The organism is Streptomyces beijiangensis, assembly GCF_017315755.1.
GTDB lineage: Bacteria > Actinomycetota > Actinomycetes > Streptomycetales > Streptomycetaceae > Streptomyces > Streptomyces beijiangensis.
This window is the reverse complement of record NZ_JAFLRJ010000034.1, coordinates 1-18,600: the sequence shown is the minus strand read 5'-3', so window position 1 is coordinate 18,600 and position 18,600 is coordinate 1. Positions and strand designations below refer to the sequence as shown.

The window sequence follows — 18,600 nt, the reverse complement described above, 5'->3', positions numbered from 1 at the left end:
AGCTCACGCCGGCTCTCCTACTGCATCGTCATTTCCGGGCTGCCTTGTTGCACGCAGCATAGGCGCCTGATGGGGCGGTTTCCGGTCGGGGCGACCGACGCTCCGCCCGGAATATTACTCATGAGTACACCTAGTGTGTGCCCACTGAGCAAGCGCTTTGAACTGTGACCTTGCCAACGCTGAGTAATCAGAGGATGCCGGGAACTCTCAGTCGCGCAAAGCGTTGAAGCGACCCTGGTGATAGAGGAGCGGACGGCCCGCCCCCACCGGGTCCCCCGTGACGACCTGTGCGAGCACGATGCGGTGGTCCCCGGCAGGGATCCGCGCCACCACCCGGCAGACCAGCCAGGCCAGTACGCCGTCCAGCACCGGAACGCCCTCGGGGCCCGTGCTCCAGCCGGTGGGCGCGGCGAAGCGGTCCGCGCCGCTGCGCGCGAAGGTGGCGGCCAGCTCCTGCTGGTGCTCGCCGAGTATGTGTACGCCGATGTGCTCGGCCTCCGCGACGACCGGCCAGCTGGAGGATCCGGTACCCACGCCGAACGAGATCAACGGAGGCTCGGCGGCCACGGAGTTCAGGGAGGTGGCGGTGAACCCGACAGGGTGCTCACCGGCTGCGGTGATCACCGCGACGCCGGCGGCGTGCTGCCGGAAGACGGAGCGGAGCAGTTCGGGGGTGGCGAGCCGGCCGGTGGCGAGATCGGTCGAAGCCGTCATGGAGTTGTCCTTCTGCGAGGGATGCGTACGGGGCCCGGACTGTTCAGGCACCCGGACAGCGCGCACTCGCGTTACGGGCGAGATCCACGTGGGCCCGGCGGTAGAGAAGGAGATCCTGCGGCATAACGTCAGACTGACGATCCAACACGGGGCCAGTCAAGGCCGTATCGGCATGTGGGAGATCCGTCACGGACCTCACACCGCCTCCCCCAGTGCCGCGATGACGTCGGCCTTCCGTGGCTGGCCCGAGGCCCGCCGGACGATCCGTCCGCCCGCGTCGAGCACCAGGACGGTCGGCGTCCTGAGGATGTTCAGTTCCCGTACGAGAGCGAGTCGAGCCTCGGCGTCGATCTCCACATGAGCGACCCCGTCGACCATCGAGGTCACCTCCTCCAGGGTGCGCCGGGTGGCCCGGCAGGGGGCACAGAACGCGCTGGAGAACTGGACGAGCGTGGCACGCTCCCCCAGGTCCATTCCCAACTCGGCCGCCCCGAGCCGCCTTTCGCCGTCACGCCCGCGCACCTTCAGCCTCCCGTTCCTCCGCCGGTGCAGCAGCCCGAAGGCCCCCGCCGCCGCGAGTACCGCTACGCACACCACAATTCCGCTCATCGACCGCTACAGCGTTCATGCAACCGCAAAGATTCCCGCGGGGTACGGACCGGGCGCGATACGGAATGCTGGCTTCATGGACATCGACATCAGAGGACCCCGATTCGGTGCGGCCGTGACCACGGTCGTACTCGCGCTGGTCCTCATCACCGGCAGCGGTCCGCTGCTGGCCTGGCAGGCGCTGTGCTTCGCGGTGGGCGCCGCGGCGGGGGTGGGCTCTTCACCGTACGGATGGCTGTTCCGCAGCGTCGTACGACCGCGTCTCGGGCCGCCCCAGGAGTTCGAGCCGCCGCAGCCGCCGCGCTTCGCCCAGGCCGTCGGACTCGTCTTCGCGCTGCTGGGGCTCGTCGGCTACTTCTGGGGGCCTTCGTGGCTTGGCACGACTGCCACCGCATGTGCGCTGGCAGCGGCTTTTCTCAATGCTGCATTCGGTTACTGCCTGGGTTGCGAAATGTACCTGTTGGTGCGTCGCGGGGCCGCCCGCCTGGGATGACGTGACGAGAATCTCGCGGTTCGGCGGCACCAGGACTGGCTACTCGGCTGCGCATGGGGCACGATCTGCCCAATGCCGCAAACCTACGGTGTCGTAGCTTCCACCGGGGGAACAATCTCCCCCGGGCACAGAAGGGTCTCCTCCAGATGGCAGAACTCGTCTATCGACCGGTGATCGGCGCGGCTCTCGGGCTGTTCAAGGCGCTCGACCTGAAGATCGATACTCAGGGTTCAGAGAACATCCCGCGTACCGGCGGTGCTGTTCTCGTCAGCAATCACATCAGCTATCTGGACTTCATCTTCGACGGCCTGGTCGTCCTCCCGCAGAAGCGCCTGGTGCGCTTCATGGCGAAGGAGTCGGTCTTCCGGCACCGGATCTCCGGCCCCCTGATGCGCGGCATGAAGCACATCCCGGTGGACCGCAAGCAGGGCGAGGACGCGTACAAGCACGCGCTCGAGTCGCTGCGCTCCGGCGAGATCATCGGTGTCTTCCCCGAGGCGACCATCTCGGAGTCCTTCACGCTCAAGAGCTTCAAGTCGGGTGCGGCCCGCCTCGCCCAGGAGGCGGGCGTCCCGCTGATCCCGATGGCACTGTGGGGCACCCAGCGGATCTGGACCAAGGGCAAGCCGCGCAACTTCAAGCGCAACCACATCCCCATCACGATCCGTGTCGGCGAGCCGATGTCCGCTCCGGCCGACGAGTACGCGGGGGCGATCACACGCCGGCTGCGCGGGCGTGTGCAGGAGCTCCTCGAGGCCGCGCAGCGCGCCTATCCCGTACGACCGAAGAGCGCCGACGACACCTGGTGGGTCCCGGCACACCTCGGCGGCACCGCCCCGACCGCGGAGCAGGTCCGCGAGGCCGAGCGGCAGGGCTGACCCGACCGGAACGTCACTCCGGGGTACGCAGCGAGATCCGCGCCCCGGGACTCAACTTCTCCAGCGAATCGGCGAGTTCGGAGCCTGCGGCTTCGAGCTCGCCGATCGTCATGGGGGCCAGCGACTCCAGCAGGAAGACGGCGTTGACCGACTCCTCGGTGAGCCTGGTGCGTACGCCCTGACGCCAGTTCCAGCGCCGGCAGGTCACCCCTTCGTCGTCGCACCAGACGACTTCGCCCGCGTCCGGGTGCTCCACGGTCCGCTCCCCGCCCGCGACCGTGACGAACGACTCCTCGCCGGTGGCGCGGATCAGCCGCATACCGCCCTTGATGTGGTCGGTGTCCTCTCCGCCGACCGGGATGAGGTGGGCGACGCTGATCGCGTTGTAGGCGTCGACCAGCAGATTGATGCGCGGCAGTCCGCCGTCCGCGAGGGCGCGCTTGGCGAGCGCCTCCGCGGAGTTCCGGGTGCGGTTCGGCTTGGATCCGAAAGCGCTGTAGGTCTCGCGCCAGGCGGCGATGTGCGCGTCCTCGTGCGGGGCGCGGCCGTCAAGGCGCTCGGCCAGCCGGCGGGCGGCTTCGTCGAGCAGGGCCGAACTGTCCGCCGTACTGGGGCTGTTGACGAGGCCGCGCGCCTCGATGGCGAGGTGGGTGAAGCCGGGGGCCAGGGCCCGTACCTCGTCGGACACGGAGAGGGTGAGGGTCATGTCTGCTGCCTTGCTTCAGAGCTCGGTGGGAAGGATGCGCCACAGGTGCGGCCGGTCGGACGCATCCTGCAGGGCGCGCAGACAGGCCGGATGAGGTACAGCATAAAGCACTGGGTAGTCCACCTCATTGAACTCCGGCCGTACGGTCCACGCGAGCCGCTCCACGTCCGGCGAGAACTGCGCGTCGACGCCCGGCTTGTTGCCGCGCACGTCCAGGCGGGCCCAGGTGTCGCGCCCCGGCAGCCTCACGGCGAGCAGGCCGTGAATCATGGGGGCGGATCCGTCGTCCTCGGTGAGCCGCTGATAGCAGAGGGCCGCCGGGATGGACTCGGCCCGCAGGAGTGCCGCCAGCGCGATCGCCTTGGCGTGACAGATGCCGGTGCGCTTCTCCAGGACGTCCGAGGCGCGCCAGGTGACGCGCGGATCGCCCGTGTCGGCGGAGTGCGGGATGGTGTCGCGCACGAACTCATAGGCAGCCTTGGCGTATGAGTATGCGTCGGGATTCTCTGTACGCAGACCCGCGGCGGTCGTGCGCACAAGCGGATGCCCGTGGTCGATGACGTCATCAGCAGCCAAGTAGGCGGCCAGGTCCGGGTTTTCCTGGATCAGCTCCATGGCCGTGAGCGTACGAGTGTGACCGACCGGAGGTCAATACATTTCCGGTCGGCCACAATGTTATGCAGTACGGGCTAGCGGGCCAGCTCTTCCTTCAGCGCCTGCAGGAAGCCGTCCACGTCTTCCTCGGTGGTGTCGAAGGCGCACATCCAGCGGACATCGCCCGCCGCCTCGTCCCAGAAGTAGAAGCGGTAGCGCTTCTGCAGCCGCTCGCTCACATCGTGCGGCAGCCGCGCGAAGACGGCGTTGGCCTGGACGGGGTGGAGGATCTCGACGCCGTCGATCCCGCGCACTCCGTCGGCCAGCCGCTGCGCCATGGTGTTGGCGTGCCGTGCGCTGCGCAGCCACAGATCACGGGTGAGCAGCGCCTCCAGCTGCACCGATACGAAGCGCATCTTGGAGGCGAGCTGCATCGACATCTTCCGCACGTGCTTCATATGGCGCACGGCGTCGGGGTTGAGGACCACGATCGCCTCGCCGAAGAGCATGCCGTTCTTCGTTCCGCCGAACGACAGGATGTCCACGCCCACGGCGTTGGTGAAGGTCCTCATGGGTACGTCGAGCGAGGCGGCGGCGTTGGATATCCGCGCCCCGTCGAGGTGCACCTTCATCCCGCGCTCGTGGGAGTGCTCACAGATCGCCCGGATCTCGTCGGGCGTGTAGACGGTGCCCAGTTCGGTGTTCTGGGTGATCGAGACGACCTGCGGCATGGCCCGGTGCTCGTCCTCCCAGCCGAACGCCTGCCGGTCGATGAGCTCGGGCGTGAGCTTGCCGTCCGGCGTCGGTACGGTCAGCAGCTTCAGGCCGGCCATCCGCTCGGGCGCACCGCCCTCGTCCACGTTGATGTGCGCGGACTCGGCACAGATCACCGCACCCCACCGGTCGGTGAGCGCCTGGAGCGCGGTGACGTTGGCGCCGGTGCCGTTGAAGACCGGGAAGGCCTCCGCCGTCGGCCCGAAATGGCTGTGCATCAGCCGCTGCAGGTGCTCGGTGTACTGGTCCTCGCCGTACGCGATCTGGTGCCCGCCGTTGGCGAGGGCCAGGGCGGCGAGAACCTCGGGGTGCGCGCCCGCGTAGTTGTCGCTGGCGAAACCGCGCACCGCCGGGTCGTGATGTCGTACGGCGTCGGTCTTTAGGGCTCGGGCGTCAGCCACAGGCGCTTTCCATTCACTTCCGATGCGGACTTGTCCCAGACTCCCACGATCGCCTCGGCCAGCTCACCGGCGTCCGTGAAGCCCGCGAACTTGGCGTTCGGGCGCTCCGCCCGCATCGCGTCGTGGACCAGGGCCTTGATGACCAGGATGGAGGCCGCGGTCTGTGGTCCGTCCTCACCGCCCGCCTTGCGGAAGGCGTCGCCGAGGGCGAGGGTCCACGCCTCGGCCGCCGCCTTGGAGGCCGCGTAGGCGGCGTTGCCCGCGGTGGGCTTGGACGCGCCGGCCGCGCTGATCAGCAGATAGCGGCCGCACTCGCTGCGCAGCAGTCCGTCGTGGAAGGCGAGCGAGGTGTTCTGGACCGTGCGGATGAGCAGCTTCTCCAGCAACTCCCAGTCCGCCAGGTCGGTTTCGGCGAAGGTGGCGCTTCCGCGCCAGCCGCCGACGAGGTGCACCAGGCCGTCGATGCGGCCGAACTCCTTCTCCGTACGCGCTGCCCAGTCGCGGGTCGCGTCCAGATCGAGGAGGTCGACGGTGTCACCGGTGACGGTGGCCCCGCCGTGGGCGTACCGGGCGGCGTCGACGGCCTCGGCGAGCCGTGCGGCGTCGGCGTCCGCCGCCACGACGGTCGCACCGGCCTCCGCCAGTTTCAGCAGGGCGGCCCGGCCTGCCGGTCCGGCCGCTCCGGCCACCGCGACGACCGCTCCGTCCAGGGGTCCAGTGCTCATGGGTACCGCCTCCTGACCCTCTTTGATCAATACAGCCTGCGCAGGTGTGCTCATGCGGCCACTCGTTCCGGGGCGCCCGCGGCAGTGATCCCCTTGGTGGAGGCGATCACGTCCTTGAGCTTCTTGGAGAGTGCCTCATAGAACATGCTGAGCGGAAACTCGTCCGGAAGCACGTCGTCGACGAGTTTCCGCGGCGGCAGACTCAGATCCAGGGCGTCGGGGCCCTTGGCCCAGCGCGATCCCGGGTGCGGTGCGAGGTACGTCGCCACCAGGTCGTACGCAGCGAACCAGTGGACCAGCTTCGGGCGGTCGATGCCGGCCCGGTAGAGGGCTTCGATCTCGCCGCAGAGCTGGTTGGTGACCTGCGGCGCACGCTCCCAGTCGATCTTGAGCGTGTTGTCGGTCCAGCGCACCACGTCGTGCTTGTGGAGGTACGCGAAGAGCAGCTGGCCGCCGAGCCCGTCGTAGTTGCGTACGCGCTCACCGGTGACGGGGAAGCGGAACATCCGGTCGAAGAGCACCGCGTACTGCACGTCGCGCCCGTGGGCGTTGCCCTCGGCCTCCAGCTTCACCGCCTCCTTGAAGGCGGTGAGGTCGCAGCGCAGCTCTTCGAGGCCGTACATCCAGAACGGCTGCCGCTGCTTGATCATGAAGGGGTCGAAGGGCAGGTCGCCGTGGCTGTGGGTGCGGTCGTGGACCATGTCCCAGAGCACGAAGGCCTGCTCGCAGCGGGCCTGGTCGCCGATCATCTCGCGGATGCCGTCGGGGAGTTCGAGCCCGAGGAGTGCGACGGAGGCCTCGGTGACGGCGCGGAAGCGCGCGGCCTCGCGGTCGCAGAAGATGCCGCCCCAGCTGAAGCGGTCGGGCGCCTCGCGCACGGCGATGGTCTCGGGGAAGAGCACCGCCGAATTGGTGTCGTACCCGGAGGTGAAGTCCTCGAAGGTGATGCCGCAGAACAGCGGGTTGTCGTAGCGGGTGGCCTCCAGCTCGGCGAGCCAGTCGGGCCAGACCATGCGCAGGACGACCGCTTCGAGGTTGCGGTCGGGGTTGCCGTTCTGCGTGTACATCGCGAAGAGGGCCAGGTGCTGCAGTCCATCGGCGCGCCCGACGGCCGGCTGGAAGGCGAGCAGCGAGTCCAGGAAGTCAGGGACGTCGAAGGCACTGTCGGCCCACTTCCGGAGGTCCGCGGCGAGCGCACGGTGGTACGCGGCGTCGTGCGGCAGCAGCGGGGAGAGCTCCCCGACCGCGGCGATCACGCGGTCGACGGCGGATTCGACGGTCGTACGGGAAGGAGCGCCCTCGGCGTCGAAGTCGATCGAGCCGTCCTTGGACTGCCAGGGCCTGATCTCCTCGACGGCACCCTTGAGCTCGGGCCAGGCCGGGTGCTCGACCACGCGCCGGTCGGCAGATATACCTCCGGCAGTCATGTCCTGCACAAGAATTTCCGTCATGTCACTTCCTCCACAGGAGAACCTCGCGTCAAGGCAGCGTATCCGTGTTCGGTTCTCCCCCTCAAGGGGGGTCCCAGTAAATTATCCTGCGCCACCCCCTTGATCGCAGATGTTCTTCCTGTCACTCCCGAATATCACAGTCACATCCGCCACTCCGGCCAGAGCTTCACGAGCCCCGGGCAGCTCGGCCGAAGACCGGTCTCCCACACGTACCCAGGGCACCGCGTCAACATCCGCAGGACACGCCCACGCCCGGGTGACGCAGTTCGCCGCCGGGCCGCCGCGGCCGGTAGGACGGACACGGTCCGCCCTCCCCCACGCCCCTGGAGTCCTGCCGCGTGAGCATCCGTGCCGTCCTTGTCGCAGCCCTCATCACCGGTCTGATCCTGGGGGTGGTCGGAGCCCGAGCCGGTTATTCCGTTCCCTCCGCCGAGAGGGGTTCGGCCGCGGGGGCGGGCCGTTAGGCTGCGGCCGTGCCGCGTGGGTAGCAATGCCATGTGGGAGCCGCCGTCGACGGAAGCGAGTTGAACCTTGACTTTCCTCACCATCGGTCATCGCGGAGTCATGGGTGTCGAACCGGAGAACACCCTGCGCTCCTTCGTCCACGCACAGCAGGCGGGCATGGACGTCATCGAGCTGGACCTTCATCTGAGCAAGGACGGCGCGCTCGTCGTCATGCACGACACGGAAGTGGACCGTACGACAGACGGCAAGGGGGCGATCGCCGACAAGACCCTCGCCGAACTGCGGGAGCTGGACGCCGGACAGGGCGAACGCGTCCCGGTCTTCGAGCAGGTCCTGGACGCGGTACGGGCACCGCTCCAGGCCGAGATCAAGGACGTGGCCGCGGCGCGTGTGCTCGCGGAGGTGATGCACCGCCGCGATCTGACCGGCCGCGTCGAGGTGTCGTCCTTCCACGACGAGGCGATCACAGAGATCACCTCGCTGGTCCCGGGCGTACGCACCGTGCTCATCGCCAGCCGCTGGGGCGACGACGTGGTGGACCGGGCGAAGGCGGTGGGCGCCGCCTCGCTGGCCCTGAACATCCGCAGGCTGACCCTGGAGACGGTCGAGCGCGCGCACGAGGCAGGGATCAAGGTCATCGGCTGGGTGGTGAACACCCAGGATCAGCTGCGTCTGGTGCGGGCCCTGGAGCTGGACGCGGCCACCACCGATTACCCCGAGATCCGGCGCACCGGCCGGTTCACGGCCTGAGCGGCTTCACCAGCAGCTCGAACTGCAGGTCGTCGCGCTGAGGGATGCCGAAGCGCTCGTCGCCGTACGGGAAGGGCGTCATCTTTCCCGTACGGCGGTAGCCGCGCCGCTCGTACCAGGCGATCAGGTCGTCGCGCACCGAGATCACCGTCATGTGCATCTCGCCGACGCCCCAGTCCTCGCGCACGGAGCGCTCCGCCTCGGCGATGATCTGCTTGCCGAGGCCGCCGCCCTGCTGTTCGGGGCGTACAGCGAACATTCCGAAGTAGGCGGCGTCGCCCCGGTGTTCGAGCTGGCAGCACGCGATCGTCCCGCCGTCCCGCTCCACGACCAGGAGCCTGCTGCCGTCGGCCGCGATGACCGCGCGGACGCCTTCGGGATCGGTGCGCTGCCCCTGCAGAATGTCCGCCTCCGTGGTCCAGCCGGTCCGGCTCGCGTCACCGCGGTAGGCCGACTGGATCAGCTCGACCAGGTCCGGTACGTCGGTCTCCGCAGCGTCCCGGAAGGTGAGGCGGGCAGGGGCGGTGTCCATGGCGCGGGGTCTCCCGTCGGAAGCGATTGGTGTACGGGCCCGAGAGTAGCGCGCTCCCCCTGTACGCCTCTGCGCTCGTGTGCGCACCGCCCGGGAAGGGAATCGACTCGTCGAGATGACGACACGGTCGATCGGGGAGGTACGCCGTGCACGGACCGGCGATGTCCGGCTGGCTCCTGGTGGCGCTGTGTGTCGCGACCGGGGCCTACTGCCTGCTGCGGATGCGCAGCGGCTCGGAGCAGGCGCGCAGGGCGGCGGGCGGCGAAGCGCTGATGGGGTTCGGGATGGCGGCGATGGCCGTACCCGCGGCGGCGGCCGCACCATCGTCCTGGGGCTGGGCGGTGTTCGCCGCGGTTTTCGGGGCCGCGGCGCTGCGCGCGCTGTGGCTGGCGAGGACGGACGTACACCATCTGCACCACCTCGTCGGCTCGGCGGCCATGGTCTACATGGCGGTGACGATGGCCCCGGCGGGTCCGCACGGCGGCCACGCGATGCATACGGCGGGCGGCGTGCCCCTGGTCACGGGCGCGCTGCTGGCCTATTTCGCGGTGTACGTACTGAGGGCGGGGGTGCGGCTGATGCCCGCGCAGGCAGGGTCGGGAGCCGGCGGATCCGGTGGGGCCGACTGGGGGGCGCGGCCCGAGCTGGCGCTCGCCTGCCGGCTGTCCATGGGGCTCGGGATGCTGGCGATGCTGGTCACGCTGTAGGGGCGCACCGTGGCGTACGTCACTTGCCGGGCCAGGACATACCCCTGAGCGGCACCCCGCTCATAGGCTGACACCCATGTTGGTCGCCGCGGCACTGTTGCTGTTCGGGGCCCTGGCCGCCGTCGGGGCACCGCGCCTGTTGGCGCGCGCGGAATGGCCGGAGCGCGAGCCGGTGGTGGCGCTGTGGGTGTGGCAGTGCGTGGTGGCAGCGGTGCTGCTGTCGTTCGCGCTGGCGATGACCTTCAGCGCGGCCGTGGCGTGGCAGGGAGTACGCGGACAGGTGTTCGCGCACGCGCCGAGCGCCGTGGTCGACGCGTACGCGCTGGGCGCCTACACCCAGTGGGCGGCGGGGACATCGCTGGTCCTGGCGGGCGGCGGTGTCTGGACTGCCGCGATGCTCGTACGGGAAATCCGCCGGGCGCGTGCCCGGCGCCGGCTGCGCCGCGGTGAACTCCTGGTGCGCTCCCCGCTGTTGCCCGGCGAGGAGACGGGGAGCGACCGTCTGGTCATCCTGGAGGGCGAGCGGGCCGACGCCTGGTGGCTGCCGGGTCCGGCCCCTCAACTGGCCGTCACCACCGGGGCGCTCCGGCGTCTCAAGGGGCGCCAGCTCGATGCCGTACTGGCCCATGAGCAGGGACATGCGCGGGCACGCCACGACTGGCTGCTGCACTGCTCGGCAGCCCTGGCCGGGGGGTTTCCGCAGATTCCGGTGTTCGCGGCGTTCCGCGACGAGATGCACCGCCTGGTCGAACTGGCCGCAGACGATGTGGCTTCGCGACGCTTCGGACGCCTCACGATCGCCCTCGCCCTGGTCGAACTCAACGAGCACCGTGGGGTGTTCGGGCCCTCACCGACCCCCGGCGCCCAGGTTCCGCTGCGTGTCGACCGACTGTTGCTCGCAGCCCCGCGGCTGACCGCGGGCCGTCGTCTGCTGCTGACCGCGGCCGCCGCGATGGTGCCGGTGATTCCCCTGCTGGTGGCTTTCATCCCGGGGCTCCGCGCGCTGGGATAGCCCGGAGCGCCCGCTGTCGGCGAGGATCTCCCCATGCACTCCGCACTCCTGTCGCCGCCGGCCCACCAGCCCCCCACGGCCCCTCTGCGGACGGGCTCCGTGTGCGCGGCGCTGACCGCACTCCTGCTGATCCTCGTCGCGGCCGAGTGGTCCCCGCTGATGCGATTCGACAGATGGCTCGCGGAGCACCTGCACCGCAGCGCCGTCGCCGAGCCGGGGTTCACGCACCTCAACCGGGTGCTCACCGACTGGGTGTGGGACCCGTGGGCGCTGCGCGCGCTGCTGGGCGTCGCCGTGCTGTGGCTGTTCCTGCGCAAGGACTGGCGGCCGGCGCTCTGGGTCGGGGTGACGGGCGCGGTGGGCACACTGCTGCAGCAGGGAATGAAGGCTGCGGTCGGCAGAGCGCGTCCGCAGTGGCCGGACCCCGTGGACTCGGCGCACTACGCGTCCTTCCCTTCCGGGCACGCGATGACGGCGACGGTCAGCATCGGCCTGCTCCTGTGGCTGCTGCGGCGCAGCCGGCCGAGCGCACCGGTGTGGCGGACTGCGGTCGCGGCGGCAGCCGTCTCGGTCGTCGGGGTGGGCCTGACCCGGCTCTATCTGGGCGTGCACTGGGCCTCGGACGTACTGGGCGGCTGGCTGCTCGGCGCGGCCCTGGTGGCCTTCTCGGTCTCCGCGTACGGAAGACTGCGGTCATGACGATCAAGGGTGTGCTCTTCGACTTCTCCGGGACTCTCTGTCGCATCGAGCCGGTGGGCGACTGGCTGGACGCAGTGCTCGACGAGGCGGGCATCAGGCTCCCGGACGATGAACTGAGGCGGTACACCGAGGAGTTGGAGGCGACAGGCGCGCTCCCCGGCGGACCGGCCCCGCAGCAGGTGCCGCCACATCTGGCGGAGCTGTGGGCGACGCGCGACGAGAGCGCGGAGCGGCACCGCGCCGCGTACACCGGTCTGAGCCGGCAGGTCGCCCTGCCCGATCCGGCCCTGCACGACGCGCTCTACGACCGCCACAGGACGCCCGCGGCCTGGCACCCGTACCCCGATGCCGCCGAGGTGCTCAGCGGGCTGCGCGGGCGCGGCATCAGCACCGGACTGATCAGCAACATCGGCTGGGACCCGCGACCGGTGCTGGACGCGCACGGGATCGGCGCGCATCTGGACGCCGCCGTCCTCTCGTACGAGCACGAGATCCAGAAGCCCGACCCGCGGCTCTTCCGCATCGCCTGCGAGGCGATCGGCCACGACCCGCGCGACGTCCTGATGGTCGGCGACGACCGGAGTGCGGACGGCGGTGCGCTGGATGTGGGGTGCGCGGTGCATTTCGTGGACCATGTGCCGGTCGCGGACCGGCCGGACGGGCTGCGTCCCGTTCTCGATCTCGTCGGCTGAGCAATCGCCCCGGATCAAATCCATGTGCGGGCACGCGGAGGGGAAAGCCATGATGTCCGCATGACCTCTCGCGCAATTCCCCTCGAAGCCCTGCTGGTTGTCGACATTCAGTCGGACTCCGTGACCGGCGCGAGGGCGGTCCCCGGTGTGGCCCGGCTGCTGGAGACGACCGCGGATCTGATCGCGCGGGCCCGGAAGAGCGGGGCACTCGTCGTGCACATCCAGAACGACGGACGGCCCGGTGCGGGCGACGAGCCGCACACACCCGGCTGGGAGCTCCACCACCCGGTCGAGGAGGGGCCCTGGGAGGTCGCGATCCGTAAGCCCGTGGACGACAGCTTCGAACGGACGCCGCTGGGGGGCCTGTTGGCCGACGCGGGGGTACGGTCGGTCGCCGTCTGCGGGCTGATGTCGGAGATGTGCGTCCAGGCGACGGCCCGTACGGCGCTGGCGCGGGGATACCGGGTCGTCCTCCCGCACGACGCCCACGCGACGCAGGACATCCCGGCGGCGCCCGGCATCAGCGACCGGGTCCCTGCGGCGACGGTCTCGCGGGTCGCCGAATGGGCTCTCGGAAGCGATCTGGAGGTCCCGGCGCACGCCGCGGATGTCACGTTCACGGCGCCGCCGGGTGCGGCGACTGTCTAGCCCACGAGCGTCTGGGTGCCGAGTACACCGATGAGCGCCAGCCGCTCCGCGTCCTCGGTGCCGGGCTCGGCCGTGTAGACCATGATGCGGAGATCGCTGCCCGCGACGCTGAGCACGTCGCAGTCGAGGGTCAGCGGGCCCACCTGCGGATGATCGACGGTCTTGCGGGAGGCCTCGACGTCACCGACCGCCCCTGCCTCCCACAGCTCGGCGAACCGGTCGCTGTTCGTACGCAACTCCGTGATGAGACGCCGCAGCCGCTGGTCCGCCGGATACCGGATCGCCATGGCCCGCAGCTGGGAGACCTGCGCCGTCTCCATCGCGTACAAGGTCTCCGGTGTGTGCCGTACCCGGCTGCCCGAGCCGAGGAAGTGGCGCCACACCGCGTTGCGCTCGTTGCCCTGATGCCGGCCCATCAAAGCCACGTACAGAGGGTTGGCGAGCAGCAGCGTCCACGTCGCGTCGCTGACCGCGACGGGCGTACCGGTCAGCCTGTCCAGCATCCGCTGCACACTCGGTGTGATGTACGCGGGCACTGTGCCCCGCCCCGGCGGCACCAGCCCCGCGACGTGGAACAGATGCGCGCGCTCGGCGCCGGACAGGCGCAGTGCCCGGCCGAGGGCCTCGACGACCTGTTCGGACGGATTGGTCGCCCGGCCCTGTTCGAGGCGGGTTACGTAGTCGACGGAGATCCCCGCCAGCAGGGCAAGCTCCTCACGGCGCAGCCCGGCCGCGCGCCGGTGCCCGCCGTCGGGCAGCCCCGCCATCTCAGGGGAGACGCGGTCGCGCCAGCGCCGCACCGTGTGGCCGAACTCCGTGGTCGCCATGACACCACTGTGCACCGCCCCGCCCGGTTCTTCCTGGTACTGGCAGTCCCAGGAAGACGGGACGCCTGGCTGACCGCGCCGCGCCACCGCATCGTGGAGCCATGACCACAACACTGATCACCGGAGCGAACAAGGGTCTCGGCTTCGAGACCGCCCGCCGCCTCGTCGCGGCGGGCCACACCGTCTACGTGGGCAGCCGGGACGCCGAACGCGGGCGCCGGGCAGCCGAGCAGCTGGGAGCACGGGCCGTCCAGCTCGACATCACCGACGACGCGTCCGTCGACGCCGCCGCGAAGGCCGTCGCGGCGGACGGCGGACTGGATGTACTGATCAACAACGCGGGCATCGAGGAACGGGCCGCCGGCAATGCCGTGATCGGCGCCGCGGAGGTGACCGCCGAGATGATGCGCCGGACGTTCGAGACGAACGTCTTCGGCACGGTGCGCGTACTGCACGCGTTCCTCCCCCTGCTGCAGCGCTCGGCCGCCCCTGTCGTGGTCAACGTGAGCAGCGGCCTGGCCTCGCTGACCCGGGTCAGCGAGGCGGGAACCCCTGCCCACGCCTACCCGGGCGTCGCCTACCCGACCTCAAAGGCCGCGGTCAACATGATCACCGTGCAGTACGCGAAGGCCTTCCCCGCCATGCGGATCAACGCCGTCGAGCCCGGATTCACCAAGACCGACCTGAACGGGAACACCGGCATCCAGACCGTGGAACAGGGCGCCGAGATCATCGTCCACATGGCGCGGCTCGACGCCGACGGCCCCACCGGGAGCTACGTCGACGCCGAAGGCACGCTCCCCTGGTAATCGGGGAGCCGTACGGACGAGCACCCGGCACACTGACCGTCATGCCTGTCTCGCTGCATCACATCGTCGTCGACGCCCACGACCTGCCCGCCCTCGCCCGCTTCTGGGCCGGGGTGCTGGGCTGGCGGATCCTCTCCGAGCGGGAGAGGGAGGTCGTGATCGGACCGGAGGAGTCCGCGCCGGTGGGCATGTGTTTCATGCCGGTGACGGACGAGAAGGTCGTCAAGAACCGTCTGCACCTCGACCTGACGTCCGCCGCGGAGGACCGGGAGGCCGAGATCGATCGCATCCTGGCACTCGGCGCCCGCCGGGCGGACGTCGGCCAGAGCGGCAGCGAGTCGTGGACGGTGCTGGCAGATCCGGAGGGGAACGAGTTCTGCGTGGTCCGCCCGAAGACGACTCTCATCGACTGAAGCGAGCCGCGGTCGGTCAGGGGCCGACGGAGCTGCCAGGTGAACGGTGACGGCCGGCCGTGGGAAGATCCATGCAGGTCGGTAGCGCGCCGGTCCAAGAAAGGGCGTCATCACATGGCAGCGGGATTCTCGGACTGGAAAGTCAACCGGCAGTATTCGGTGAACGACTGTGTCGCCTACTCGGGCAAGCAATACCGGTGCCTCAAGACGCACAAGTCGAATTCCGCGTCGAACCCGAAGACTTCCGCCGCGATGTGGCAGAAGTACACTCCCTGACCGCTGCGGCGCGATGCCGTGGCGTGGGGGCATGGATCTGAAACGGACACGGCCGGTGAACCGGCCGCTCTCCCCCGCCGCCTTCCGCCGCAACCCTCGCGAAGGCGGCAAAAACCGACTGAATCGGACGATCCCCCGCGTCGCCCGATCCAGTCGGCGGTCCCCACAGAACAGACCCCTGACAGGGGTCTTTGCAGGGTGCGTTGATTATAGTTGGCTGAGAGCCAGTCAACGCAGGAGATAAGCATGTCCCCGCGCAGCCCGTCGGTCAATGAGGAGTTGCGTCGGCGTTCCCGCGAGCGGCTGCTGCAGGCGACCGTCGAGCTGGTGGGTGAGCGCGGGTACGAGGCGACGACCCTCGCCGACATCGCCGACCGGGCCGGCTCGGCACGCGGTCTGGTCTCGTACTACTTCCCCGGCAAGCGCCAGCTGCTGCAGTCGGCCGTGCACCGGCTGATGCATCGCACCCTCGCCGCCGCTCTGGAGCGCGAACCGCGCACCGAGGACGGCCAGGAGCTCATGGCGCGGGCGATCGACGCGATCCTCGGGCTCGCCGGCGACCATCCGGTGCTGATGCGTACGCACATGGCGCAGATCCTGCAGGCCGACGGCTTTGTGAAGTGTGCCGAGCAGCAGCGCCTCGCGCAGCTGCTCCGTTCGGCCGTGGTCAGTTACGGGTCCGCGGATCCCGACACCGATTATCCGCTGCTGCGCGCCCAGTTGATGGGCACGGTCTTCGCGCAGCTGCTGCCGGGCGCACCGATGCCGCTGACGCGGCTGCGCACCGAACTCTTCCAGCGGTACGGGCTCGACTGGACGCTGGGCGTTCCGCCGGGCGACGAACCGCCCGGCGGAACACGTCATGACTTCGCTGACGGGCCGTCGTAGACCGGTCTAGTCGAAGTACTCGGGCTGGGTCTGCACATTGAGCTCGTCCAGCCGGACACGCTTCGCCGGGTCGGTGCGACGGTCGCTGAGCTTCAGTACGTCGAAGCCCTTGGCGATGTCGTTGGAGTAGATGTAGCCGTTGTAGTAGTACGCGGACCACGAGCCGCCGGTCGTCATCGTGTCCGTGGTCAGCGGGCCGCGCTCGAAGTAGCCGATCTCCTTGGGCTTCGAGGAGTCGGTGAAGTCCCAGACGGAGACACCGCCCTGGTACCAGGCCTGGACCATGAGGTCCTTGCCCTTGACCGGGATCAGCGAGCCGTTGTGGGCGACACAGTTCTCGGTGTCCGCCTGGTGGCGCGGGATCTTGAAGTAGCTGCGGAAGACGAGCTTGCGCTTGTCGCCCTTGCCCACGATGTCGTAGATGCCGTCGGCGCCACGGTTCGGGCCGATCGTGGCGTTGCAGGTGGCCGCGCCGCCGCCGCCGAGCTCGTCGGTGAAGACGACCTTGTCGGCCTTCTGGTTGAAGGTCGCGGAGTGCCAGAACGCGAAGTTGACGTTGTCCTGGACCCGGTCGATGACTTTCGGCTGCTCCGGGTTCTTGATGTCGAAGAGGATGCCGTCACCCATGCAGGCGCCGGCGGCCAGGTCCTTGGAGGGGAGCACGGTGATGTCGTGGCAGCCGGTGGTCTTGGAGACACCCGGGTTGGTGGGGGCTCCGGGGTTGCCGCCGCCGTCGGGTCCCTCACCGGGGAAGAGCACGGGGAAGTTCACGATCGCCGACTTCTCGGGGGCCTTGCGCGGCACCTTGATGACGGAGATCCCGTCGTGCGGCGGCTGGCAGTCCGGGAAGGTGGTGCTGGGCGAGTACGAGGAGACATAGATGTAGACGTTCTTCTTCGACGGCACCAGGGTGTGCGTGTGCGAGCCGCATGCGGTCTCGACGGCGGCGACGTACTTCGGGTTGCGCTTGTCGCTGATGTCGAAGATCTTCATGCCCTCCCAGGAGGACTTCTCGGTCGCGGGCTGCGTCGTCGAGGCGCAGGAGTTGTCGCTCCGCGAGGAGTCCGTCGACAGGAAGAGCAGGTTCCCCGAGACGGTGATGTCGTTCTGCGATCCGGGACAGAGGACCTGGGCGACTGTCTTCGGGGCCTTCGGGTTGCTGAGGTCGAAGATCCTGAAGCCGTCGTAGTTGCCGGCGAAGGCGTACTTGCCCTGGAAGGCGAGGTCCGAGTTGATCCCCGCGAGCGCGTCCTTGGGGATGTTGGTCAGATGCTCGATGTTGGCACTGTGGACGACCTCGTCCTGGCCGGGTATCTCCCCGTCGGCTATCGCGGAGCGGGTCTGCGCCGCCAGCGAGGCGGAGGTCGCCGTCGTGGCCGAGGCGTCTCCGGGATCGGGGGTCGCGACCGCCGGCCCGGCGGCCAGCAGGGTGGCGATGAGTCCGGCCGCGGCCGCCATCACGCCGAGTCGTCTGTGTCGTATGCGAGGCTCGTGCAACGAGATCACTGCGTCCTCCCTTGTATCCGTTCGTAGTTGAACGGTTCACGGACCCCGGCAGTATCGTCCTTCCCATGTACATCTCAACAGATGGCAACGGAAATGTAATGCGCGCCGGGAAGCTCGCCGTCGCCGCAGCGGTCCTGGCAGCGCTGCTGGCGCTGACCGCCTGCGATACGGACAAGAGCGCGCAAGGCAGTCGCAAAGGTGAGGCAAACACCGGCTCAAAGGTGGTGGCTCCAGGTAAACCCGGCGAACCGGCGAAGACGCTGTCGGCCGAGGACGCCGCCAAGGCAGGCCGGAACGACACCCCCAACTCGGCTGATTTCAGCTACACACAGATGATGATCGTCCATCACGGCCAGGCGCTGGAGATGACGAAGCTGGTGGCACAGCGGGCCGATGCGGAGCCGGTGAAGAAGCTCGCCGAGCGCATAGCGGCTGCCCAGGGGCCGGAAATCGGCGCGATGCAGGGCTGGTTGGACTCCCACGGGGGTGCACGCAAGCAGAGCGGGCACGACCATGCGTCGATGCCAGGGATGGCCACCACGGCCCAACTGGCCCAGTTGCGCGCGGCGAAGGGAAAGGCCTTCGACGAACTCTTCCTCAAGCTGATGATCACTCATCATCAGGGCGCGATCACCATGGCAACCGAGGTCCTCTCGGAGGGGAACAACGTTCTCGTCGAGGAAATGGCCAACGACGTTCTGGCACAGCAGACTTCGGAGATCGGCAGGATGCGCGCGATGGCCTGATGGTGCTCAACGGCGCTTTTCAGCGACGGTTATGACGCGGCGTCAGATAACCCTCGTCCCGCGCGCCTGCGATCAGTCTGAGCGCTTTGCGGCGGCTGTGCCCGGTCGCGTACATCACCGCGAGCACCGCATCACGGCCCTCCTGCTGGGCCTCGCGGTACGCGTCGGCCGCGACGCGCCGTCCCGCATTCCCCCGCGGCAACGCGGGGCGGGCGCGGCGCGCGGCCGGCGGCTCCCCCGCGGAACCGCCTTCGCACTCGCCCTCACATTCACCCTCGCCCCCAC

Annotated in this window: 24 protein-coding genes; 13 read left to right on the top strand and 11 right to left on the bottom strand. The window is 69.2% G+C overall.

What is annotated here, in order from left to right; all coding sequences use genetic code 11:
• Positions 1 to 207: 207 nt before the first annotated feature.
• Positions 208 to 714, bottom strand: a complete 507-nt coding sequence (locus J0695_RS04240; protein ID WP_206960301.1) for a flavin reductase family protein — start codon at positions 712 to 714, stop codon at positions 208 to 210.
• A gap of 195 nt (positions 715 to 909) precedes the next feature.
• Entirely contained in the window at positions 910 to 1,323 is a 414-nt protein-coding gene (locus J0695_RS04235; protein WP_206960300.1) for a TlpA family protein disulfide reductase, read from the bottom strand.
• 76 nt (positions 1,324 to 1,399) lie between these two features.
• Between J0695_RS04235 and J0695_RS04230 the strand changes: the two genes are divergently transcribed.
• Both J0695_RS04230 and J0695_RS04225 read left to right on the top strand, forming a co-directional pair.
• Positions 1,400 to 1,816, top strand: a complete 417-nt coding sequence (locus tag J0695_RS04230; protein ID WP_206960298.1) for a DUF4395 domain-containing protein — start codon at positions 1,400 to 1,402, stop codon at positions 1,814 to 1,816.
• Positions 1,817 to 1,962: 146 nt separating this feature from the next.
• A complete protein-coding gene (locus J0695_RS04225; RefSeq protein WP_206960296.1) occupies positions 1,963 to 2,694 on the top strand; it encodes a lysophospholipid acyltransferase family protein in 732 nt (243 codons plus the stop codon).
• A gap of 13 nt (positions 2,695 to 2,707) precedes the next feature.
• On the opposite strand, the gene J0695_RS04220 is transcribed toward J0695_RS04225, so the two are convergent.
• From J0695_RS04220 to J0695_RS04200, 5 genes are all read right to left on the bottom strand, one after another.
• Positions 2,708 to 3,400, bottom strand: a complete 693-nt coding sequence (locus tag J0695_RS04220) for a B3/B4 domain-containing protein (RefSeq protein ID WP_206960294.1) — start codon at positions 3,398 to 3,400, stop codon at positions 2,708 to 2,710.
• Positions 3,401 to 3,415: 15 nt separating this feature from the next.
• Positions 3,416 to 4,015, bottom strand: coding sequence for a transglutaminase domain-containing protein (locus J0695_RS04215; protein ID WP_206960292.1), 600 nt, complete (start codon positions 4,013 to 4,015; stop codon positions 3,416 to 3,418).
• A gap of 74 nt (positions 4,016 to 4,089) precedes the next feature.
• The gene (locus J0695_RS04210) at positions 4,090 to 5,169 is read right to left on the bottom strand and encodes a threonine aldolase family protein (protein WP_206960290.1); all 1,080 of its coding nucleotides are present in this window, start codon (positions 5,167 to 5,169) and stop codon (positions 4,090 to 4,092) included.
• Positions 5,148 to 5,894, bottom strand: coding sequence for an SDR family NAD(P)-dependent oxidoreductase (locus J0695_RS04205; RefSeq protein WP_242552196.1), 747 nt, complete (start codon positions 5,892 to 5,894; stop codon positions 5,148 to 5,150). Before J0695_RS04205 ends, J0695_RS04210 begins: the two co-directional genes overlap by 22 nt.
• A 50-nt stretch (positions 5,895 to 5,944) precedes the next feature.
• Positions 5,945 to 7,345, bottom strand: a complete 1,401-nt coding sequence (locus J0695_RS04200; protein WP_206960283.1) for a DUF6421 family protein — start codon at positions 7,343 to 7,345, stop codon at positions 5,945 to 5,947.
• Between the two features lie 531 nt (positions 7,346 to 7,876).
• Here J0695_RS04200 and J0695_RS04195 point away from each other — a divergent pair.
• Positions 7,877 to 8,560: a glycerophosphodiester phosphodiesterase gene (locus tag J0695_RS04195; RefSeq protein WP_206960282.1), complete on the top strand. Its 684-nt coding sequence runs from the start codon at positions 7,877 to 7,879 to the stop codon at positions 8,558 to 8,560.
• Here J0695_RS04195 and J0695_RS04190 read toward each other — a convergent pair.
• A complete protein-coding gene (locus tag J0695_RS04190; RefSeq protein ID WP_206960281.1) occupies positions 8,550 to 9,092 on the bottom strand; it encodes a GNAT family N-acetyltransferase in 543 nt (180 codons plus the stop codon). The two genes, J0695_RS04195 and J0695_RS04190, sit on opposite strands and share 11 nt — an antisense overlap.
• Before the next feature lie 146 nt (positions 9,093 to 9,238).
• Here J0695_RS04190 and J0695_RS04185 point away from each other — a divergent pair, with 146 nt between their 5' ends.
• From J0695_RS04185 to J0695_RS04165, 5 genes are all read left to right on the top strand, one after another.
• Complete coding sequence (locus tag J0695_RS04185) at positions 9,239 to 9,799, top strand: DUF5134 domain-containing protein (RefSeq protein WP_206960279.1); 561 nt, start codon at positions 9,239 to 9,241, stop codon at positions 9,797 to 9,799.
• 76 nt (positions 9,800 to 9,875) lie between these two features.
• Positions 9,876 to 10,811 (top strand): M56 family metallopeptidase, encoded by a 936-nt coding sequence (locus J0695_RS04180; RefSeq protein ID WP_206960277.1) that lies wholly within the window; start codon positions 9,876 to 9,878, stop codon positions 10,809 to 10,811.
• A gap of 33 nt (positions 10,812 to 10,844) precedes the next feature.
• A complete protein-coding gene (locus tag J0695_RS04175; RefSeq protein ID WP_206960275.1) occupies positions 10,845 to 11,510 on the top strand; it encodes a phosphatase PAP2 family protein in 666 nt (221 codons plus the stop codon).
• Positions 11,507 to 12,202 carry an HAD family hydrolase gene (locus J0695_RS04170; RefSeq protein WP_206960273.1) on the top strand — a complete coding sequence of 232 codons (696 nt, stop codon included), beginning with the start codon at positions 11,507 to 11,509 and terminating at the stop codon, positions 12,200 to 12,202. Before J0695_RS04175 ends, J0695_RS04170 begins: the two co-directional genes overlap by 4 nt.
• 60 nt (positions 12,203 to 12,262) lie before the next feature.
• Entirely contained in the window at positions 12,263 to 12,850 is a 588-nt protein-coding gene (locus tag J0695_RS04165) for an isochorismatase family protein (protein WP_206960271.1), read from the top strand.
• On the opposite strand, the gene J0695_RS04160 is transcribed toward J0695_RS04165, so the two are convergent.
• Positions 12,847 to 13,677 (bottom strand): helix-turn-helix transcriptional regulator, encoded by an 831-nt coding sequence (locus J0695_RS04160; protein WP_206960269.1) that lies wholly within the window; start codon positions 13,675 to 13,677, stop codon positions 12,847 to 12,849. The two genes, J0695_RS04165 and J0695_RS04160, sit on opposite strands and share 4 nt — an antisense overlap.
• A 101-nt stretch (positions 13,678 to 13,778) precedes the next feature.
• Here J0695_RS04160 and J0695_RS04155 point away from each other — a divergent pair, with 101 nt between their 5' ends.
• From J0695_RS04155 to J0695_RS04145, 4 genes are all read left to right on the top strand, one after another.
• A complete protein-coding gene (locus tag J0695_RS04155) occupies positions 13,779 to 14,486 on the top strand; it encodes an SDR family NAD(P)-dependent oxidoreductase (RefSeq protein WP_206960267.1) in 708 nt (235 codons plus the stop codon).
• A 41-nt stretch (positions 14,487 to 14,527) separates the two neighbouring features.
• On the top strand, positions 14,528 to 14,899 hold the full coding sequence (locus J0695_RS04150) for a VOC family protein (RefSeq protein WP_206960266.1): 372 nt from the start codon (positions 14,528 to 14,530) through the stop codon (positions 14,897 to 14,899).
• A 114-nt stretch (positions 14,900 to 15,013) separates the two neighbouring features.
• Positions 15,014 to 15,175 (top strand): carbohydrate-binding protein, encoded by a 162-nt coding sequence (locus J0695_RS45585; RefSeq protein ID WP_372445700.1) that lies wholly within the window; start codon positions 15,014 to 15,016, stop codon positions 15,173 to 15,175.
• 246 nt (positions 15,176 to 15,421) lie between these two features.
• Positions 15,422 to 16,063, top strand: coding sequence for a TetR/AcrR family transcriptional regulator (locus tag J0695_RS04145; protein ID WP_206960265.1), 642 nt, complete (start codon positions 15,422 to 15,424; stop codon positions 16,061 to 16,063).
• A 6-nt stretch (positions 16,064 to 16,069) separates the two neighbouring features.
• Here J0695_RS04145 and J0695_RS04140 read toward each other — a convergent pair whose 3' ends face one another.
• Positions 16,070 to 17,521 carry an LVIVD repeat-containing protein gene (locus J0695_RS04140; protein ID WP_242552197.1) on the bottom strand — a complete coding sequence of 484 codons (1,452 nt, stop codon included), beginning with the start codon at positions 17,519 to 17,521 and terminating at the stop codon, positions 16,070 to 16,072.
• Between the two features lie 113 nt (positions 17,522 to 17,634).
• On the opposite strand from J0695_RS04140, the gene J0695_RS04135 reads away from it, so the two are divergent.
• Entirely contained in the window at positions 17,635 to 18,315 is a 681-nt protein-coding gene (locus J0695_RS04135; protein WP_242552195.1) for a DUF305 domain-containing protein, read from the top strand.
• Between the two features lie 19 nt (positions 18,316 to 18,334).
• On the opposite strand, the gene J0695_RS43665 is transcribed toward J0695_RS04135, so the two are convergent.
• Positions 18,335 to 18,600, bottom strand: a 266-nt coding sequence (locus J0695_RS43665; RefSeq protein WP_242552194.1) for a DUF6214 family protein, incomplete at its 5' end; no start/stop codon positions are given.

Bases quoted from the DNA above. Each gene is read 5' to 3' on its own strand.
- J0695_RS04240 (WP_206960301.1), bottom strand. From the start codon at position 714: ATGACGGCTTCGACCGATCTCGCCACCGGCCGGCTCGCCACCCCCGAA.
- J0695_RS04235 (WP_206960300.1), bottom strand. From the start codon at position 1,323: ATGAGCGGAATTGTGGTGTGCGTAGCGGTACTCGCGGCGGCGGGGGCC.
- J0695_RS04230 (WP_206960298.1), top strand. From the start codon at position 1,400: ATGGACATCGACATCAGAGGACCCCGATTCGGTGCGGCCGTGACCACG.
- J0695_RS04225 (WP_206960296.1), top strand. From the start codon at position 1,963: ATGGCAGAACTCGTCTATCGACCGGTGATCGGCGCGGCTCTCGGGCTG.
- J0695_RS04220 (WP_206960294.1), bottom strand. From the start codon at position 3,400: ATGACCCTCACCCTCTCCGTGTCCGACGAGGTACGGGCCCTGGCCCCC.
- J0695_RS04215 (WP_206960292.1), bottom strand. From the start codon at position 4,015: ATGGAGCTGATCCAGGAAAACCCGGACCTGGCCGCCTACTTGGCTGCT.
- J0695_RS04205 (WP_242552196.1), bottom strand. From the start codon at position 5,894: ATGAGCACTGGACCCCTGGACGGAGCGGTCGTCGCGGTGGCCGGAGCG.
- J0695_RS04200 (WP_206960283.1), bottom strand. From the start codon at position 7,345: ATGACGGAAATTCTTGTGCAGGACATGACTGCCGGAGGTATATCTGCC.
- J0695_RS04190 (WP_206960281.1), bottom strand. From the start codon at position 9,092: ATGGACACCGCCCCTGCCCGCCTCACCTTCCGGGACGCTGCGGAGACC.
- J0695_RS04180 (WP_206960277.1), top strand. From the start codon at position 9,876: ATGTTGGTCGCCGCGGCACTGTTGCTGTTCGGGGCCCTGGCCGCCGTC.
- J0695_RS04175 (WP_206960275.1), top strand. From the start codon at position 10,845: ATGCACTCCGCACTCCTGTCGCCGCCGGCCCACCAGCCCCCCACGGCC.
- J0695_RS04170 (WP_206960273.1), top strand. From the start codon at position 11,507: ATGACGATCAAGGGTGTGCTCTTCGACTTCTCCGGGACTCTCTGTCGC.
- J0695_RS04165 (WP_206960271.1), top strand. From the start codon at position 12,263: ATGACCTCTCGCGCAATTCCCCTCGAAGCCCTGCTGGTTGTCGACATT.
- J0695_RS04160 (WP_206960269.1), bottom strand. From the start codon at position 13,677: ATGGCGACCACGGAGTTCGGCCACACGGTGCGGCGCTGGCGCGACCGC.
- J0695_RS04155 (WP_206960267.1), top strand. From the start codon at position 13,779: ATGACCACAACACTGATCACCGGAGCGAACAAGGGTCTCGGCTTCGAG.
- J0695_RS04150 (WP_206960266.1), top strand. From the start codon at position 14,528: ATGCCTGTCTCGCTGCATCACATCGTCGTCGACGCCCACGACCTGCCC.
- J0695_RS45585 (WP_372445700.1), top strand. From the start codon at position 15,014: ATGGCAGCGGGATTCTCGGACTGGAAAGTCAACCGGCAGTATTCGGTG.
- J0695_RS04145 (WP_206960265.1), top strand. From the start codon at position 15,422: ATGTCCCCGCGCAGCCCGTCGGTCAATGAGGAGTTGCGTCGGCGTTCC.
- J0695_RS04140 (WP_242552197.1), bottom strand. From the start codon at position 17,521: ATGGCGGCCGCGGCCGGACTCATCGCCACCCTGCTGGCCGCCGGGCCG.
- J0695_RS04135 (WP_242552195.1), top strand. From the start codon at position 17,635: ATGTACATCTCAACAGATGGCAACGGAAATGTAATGCGCGCCGGGAAG.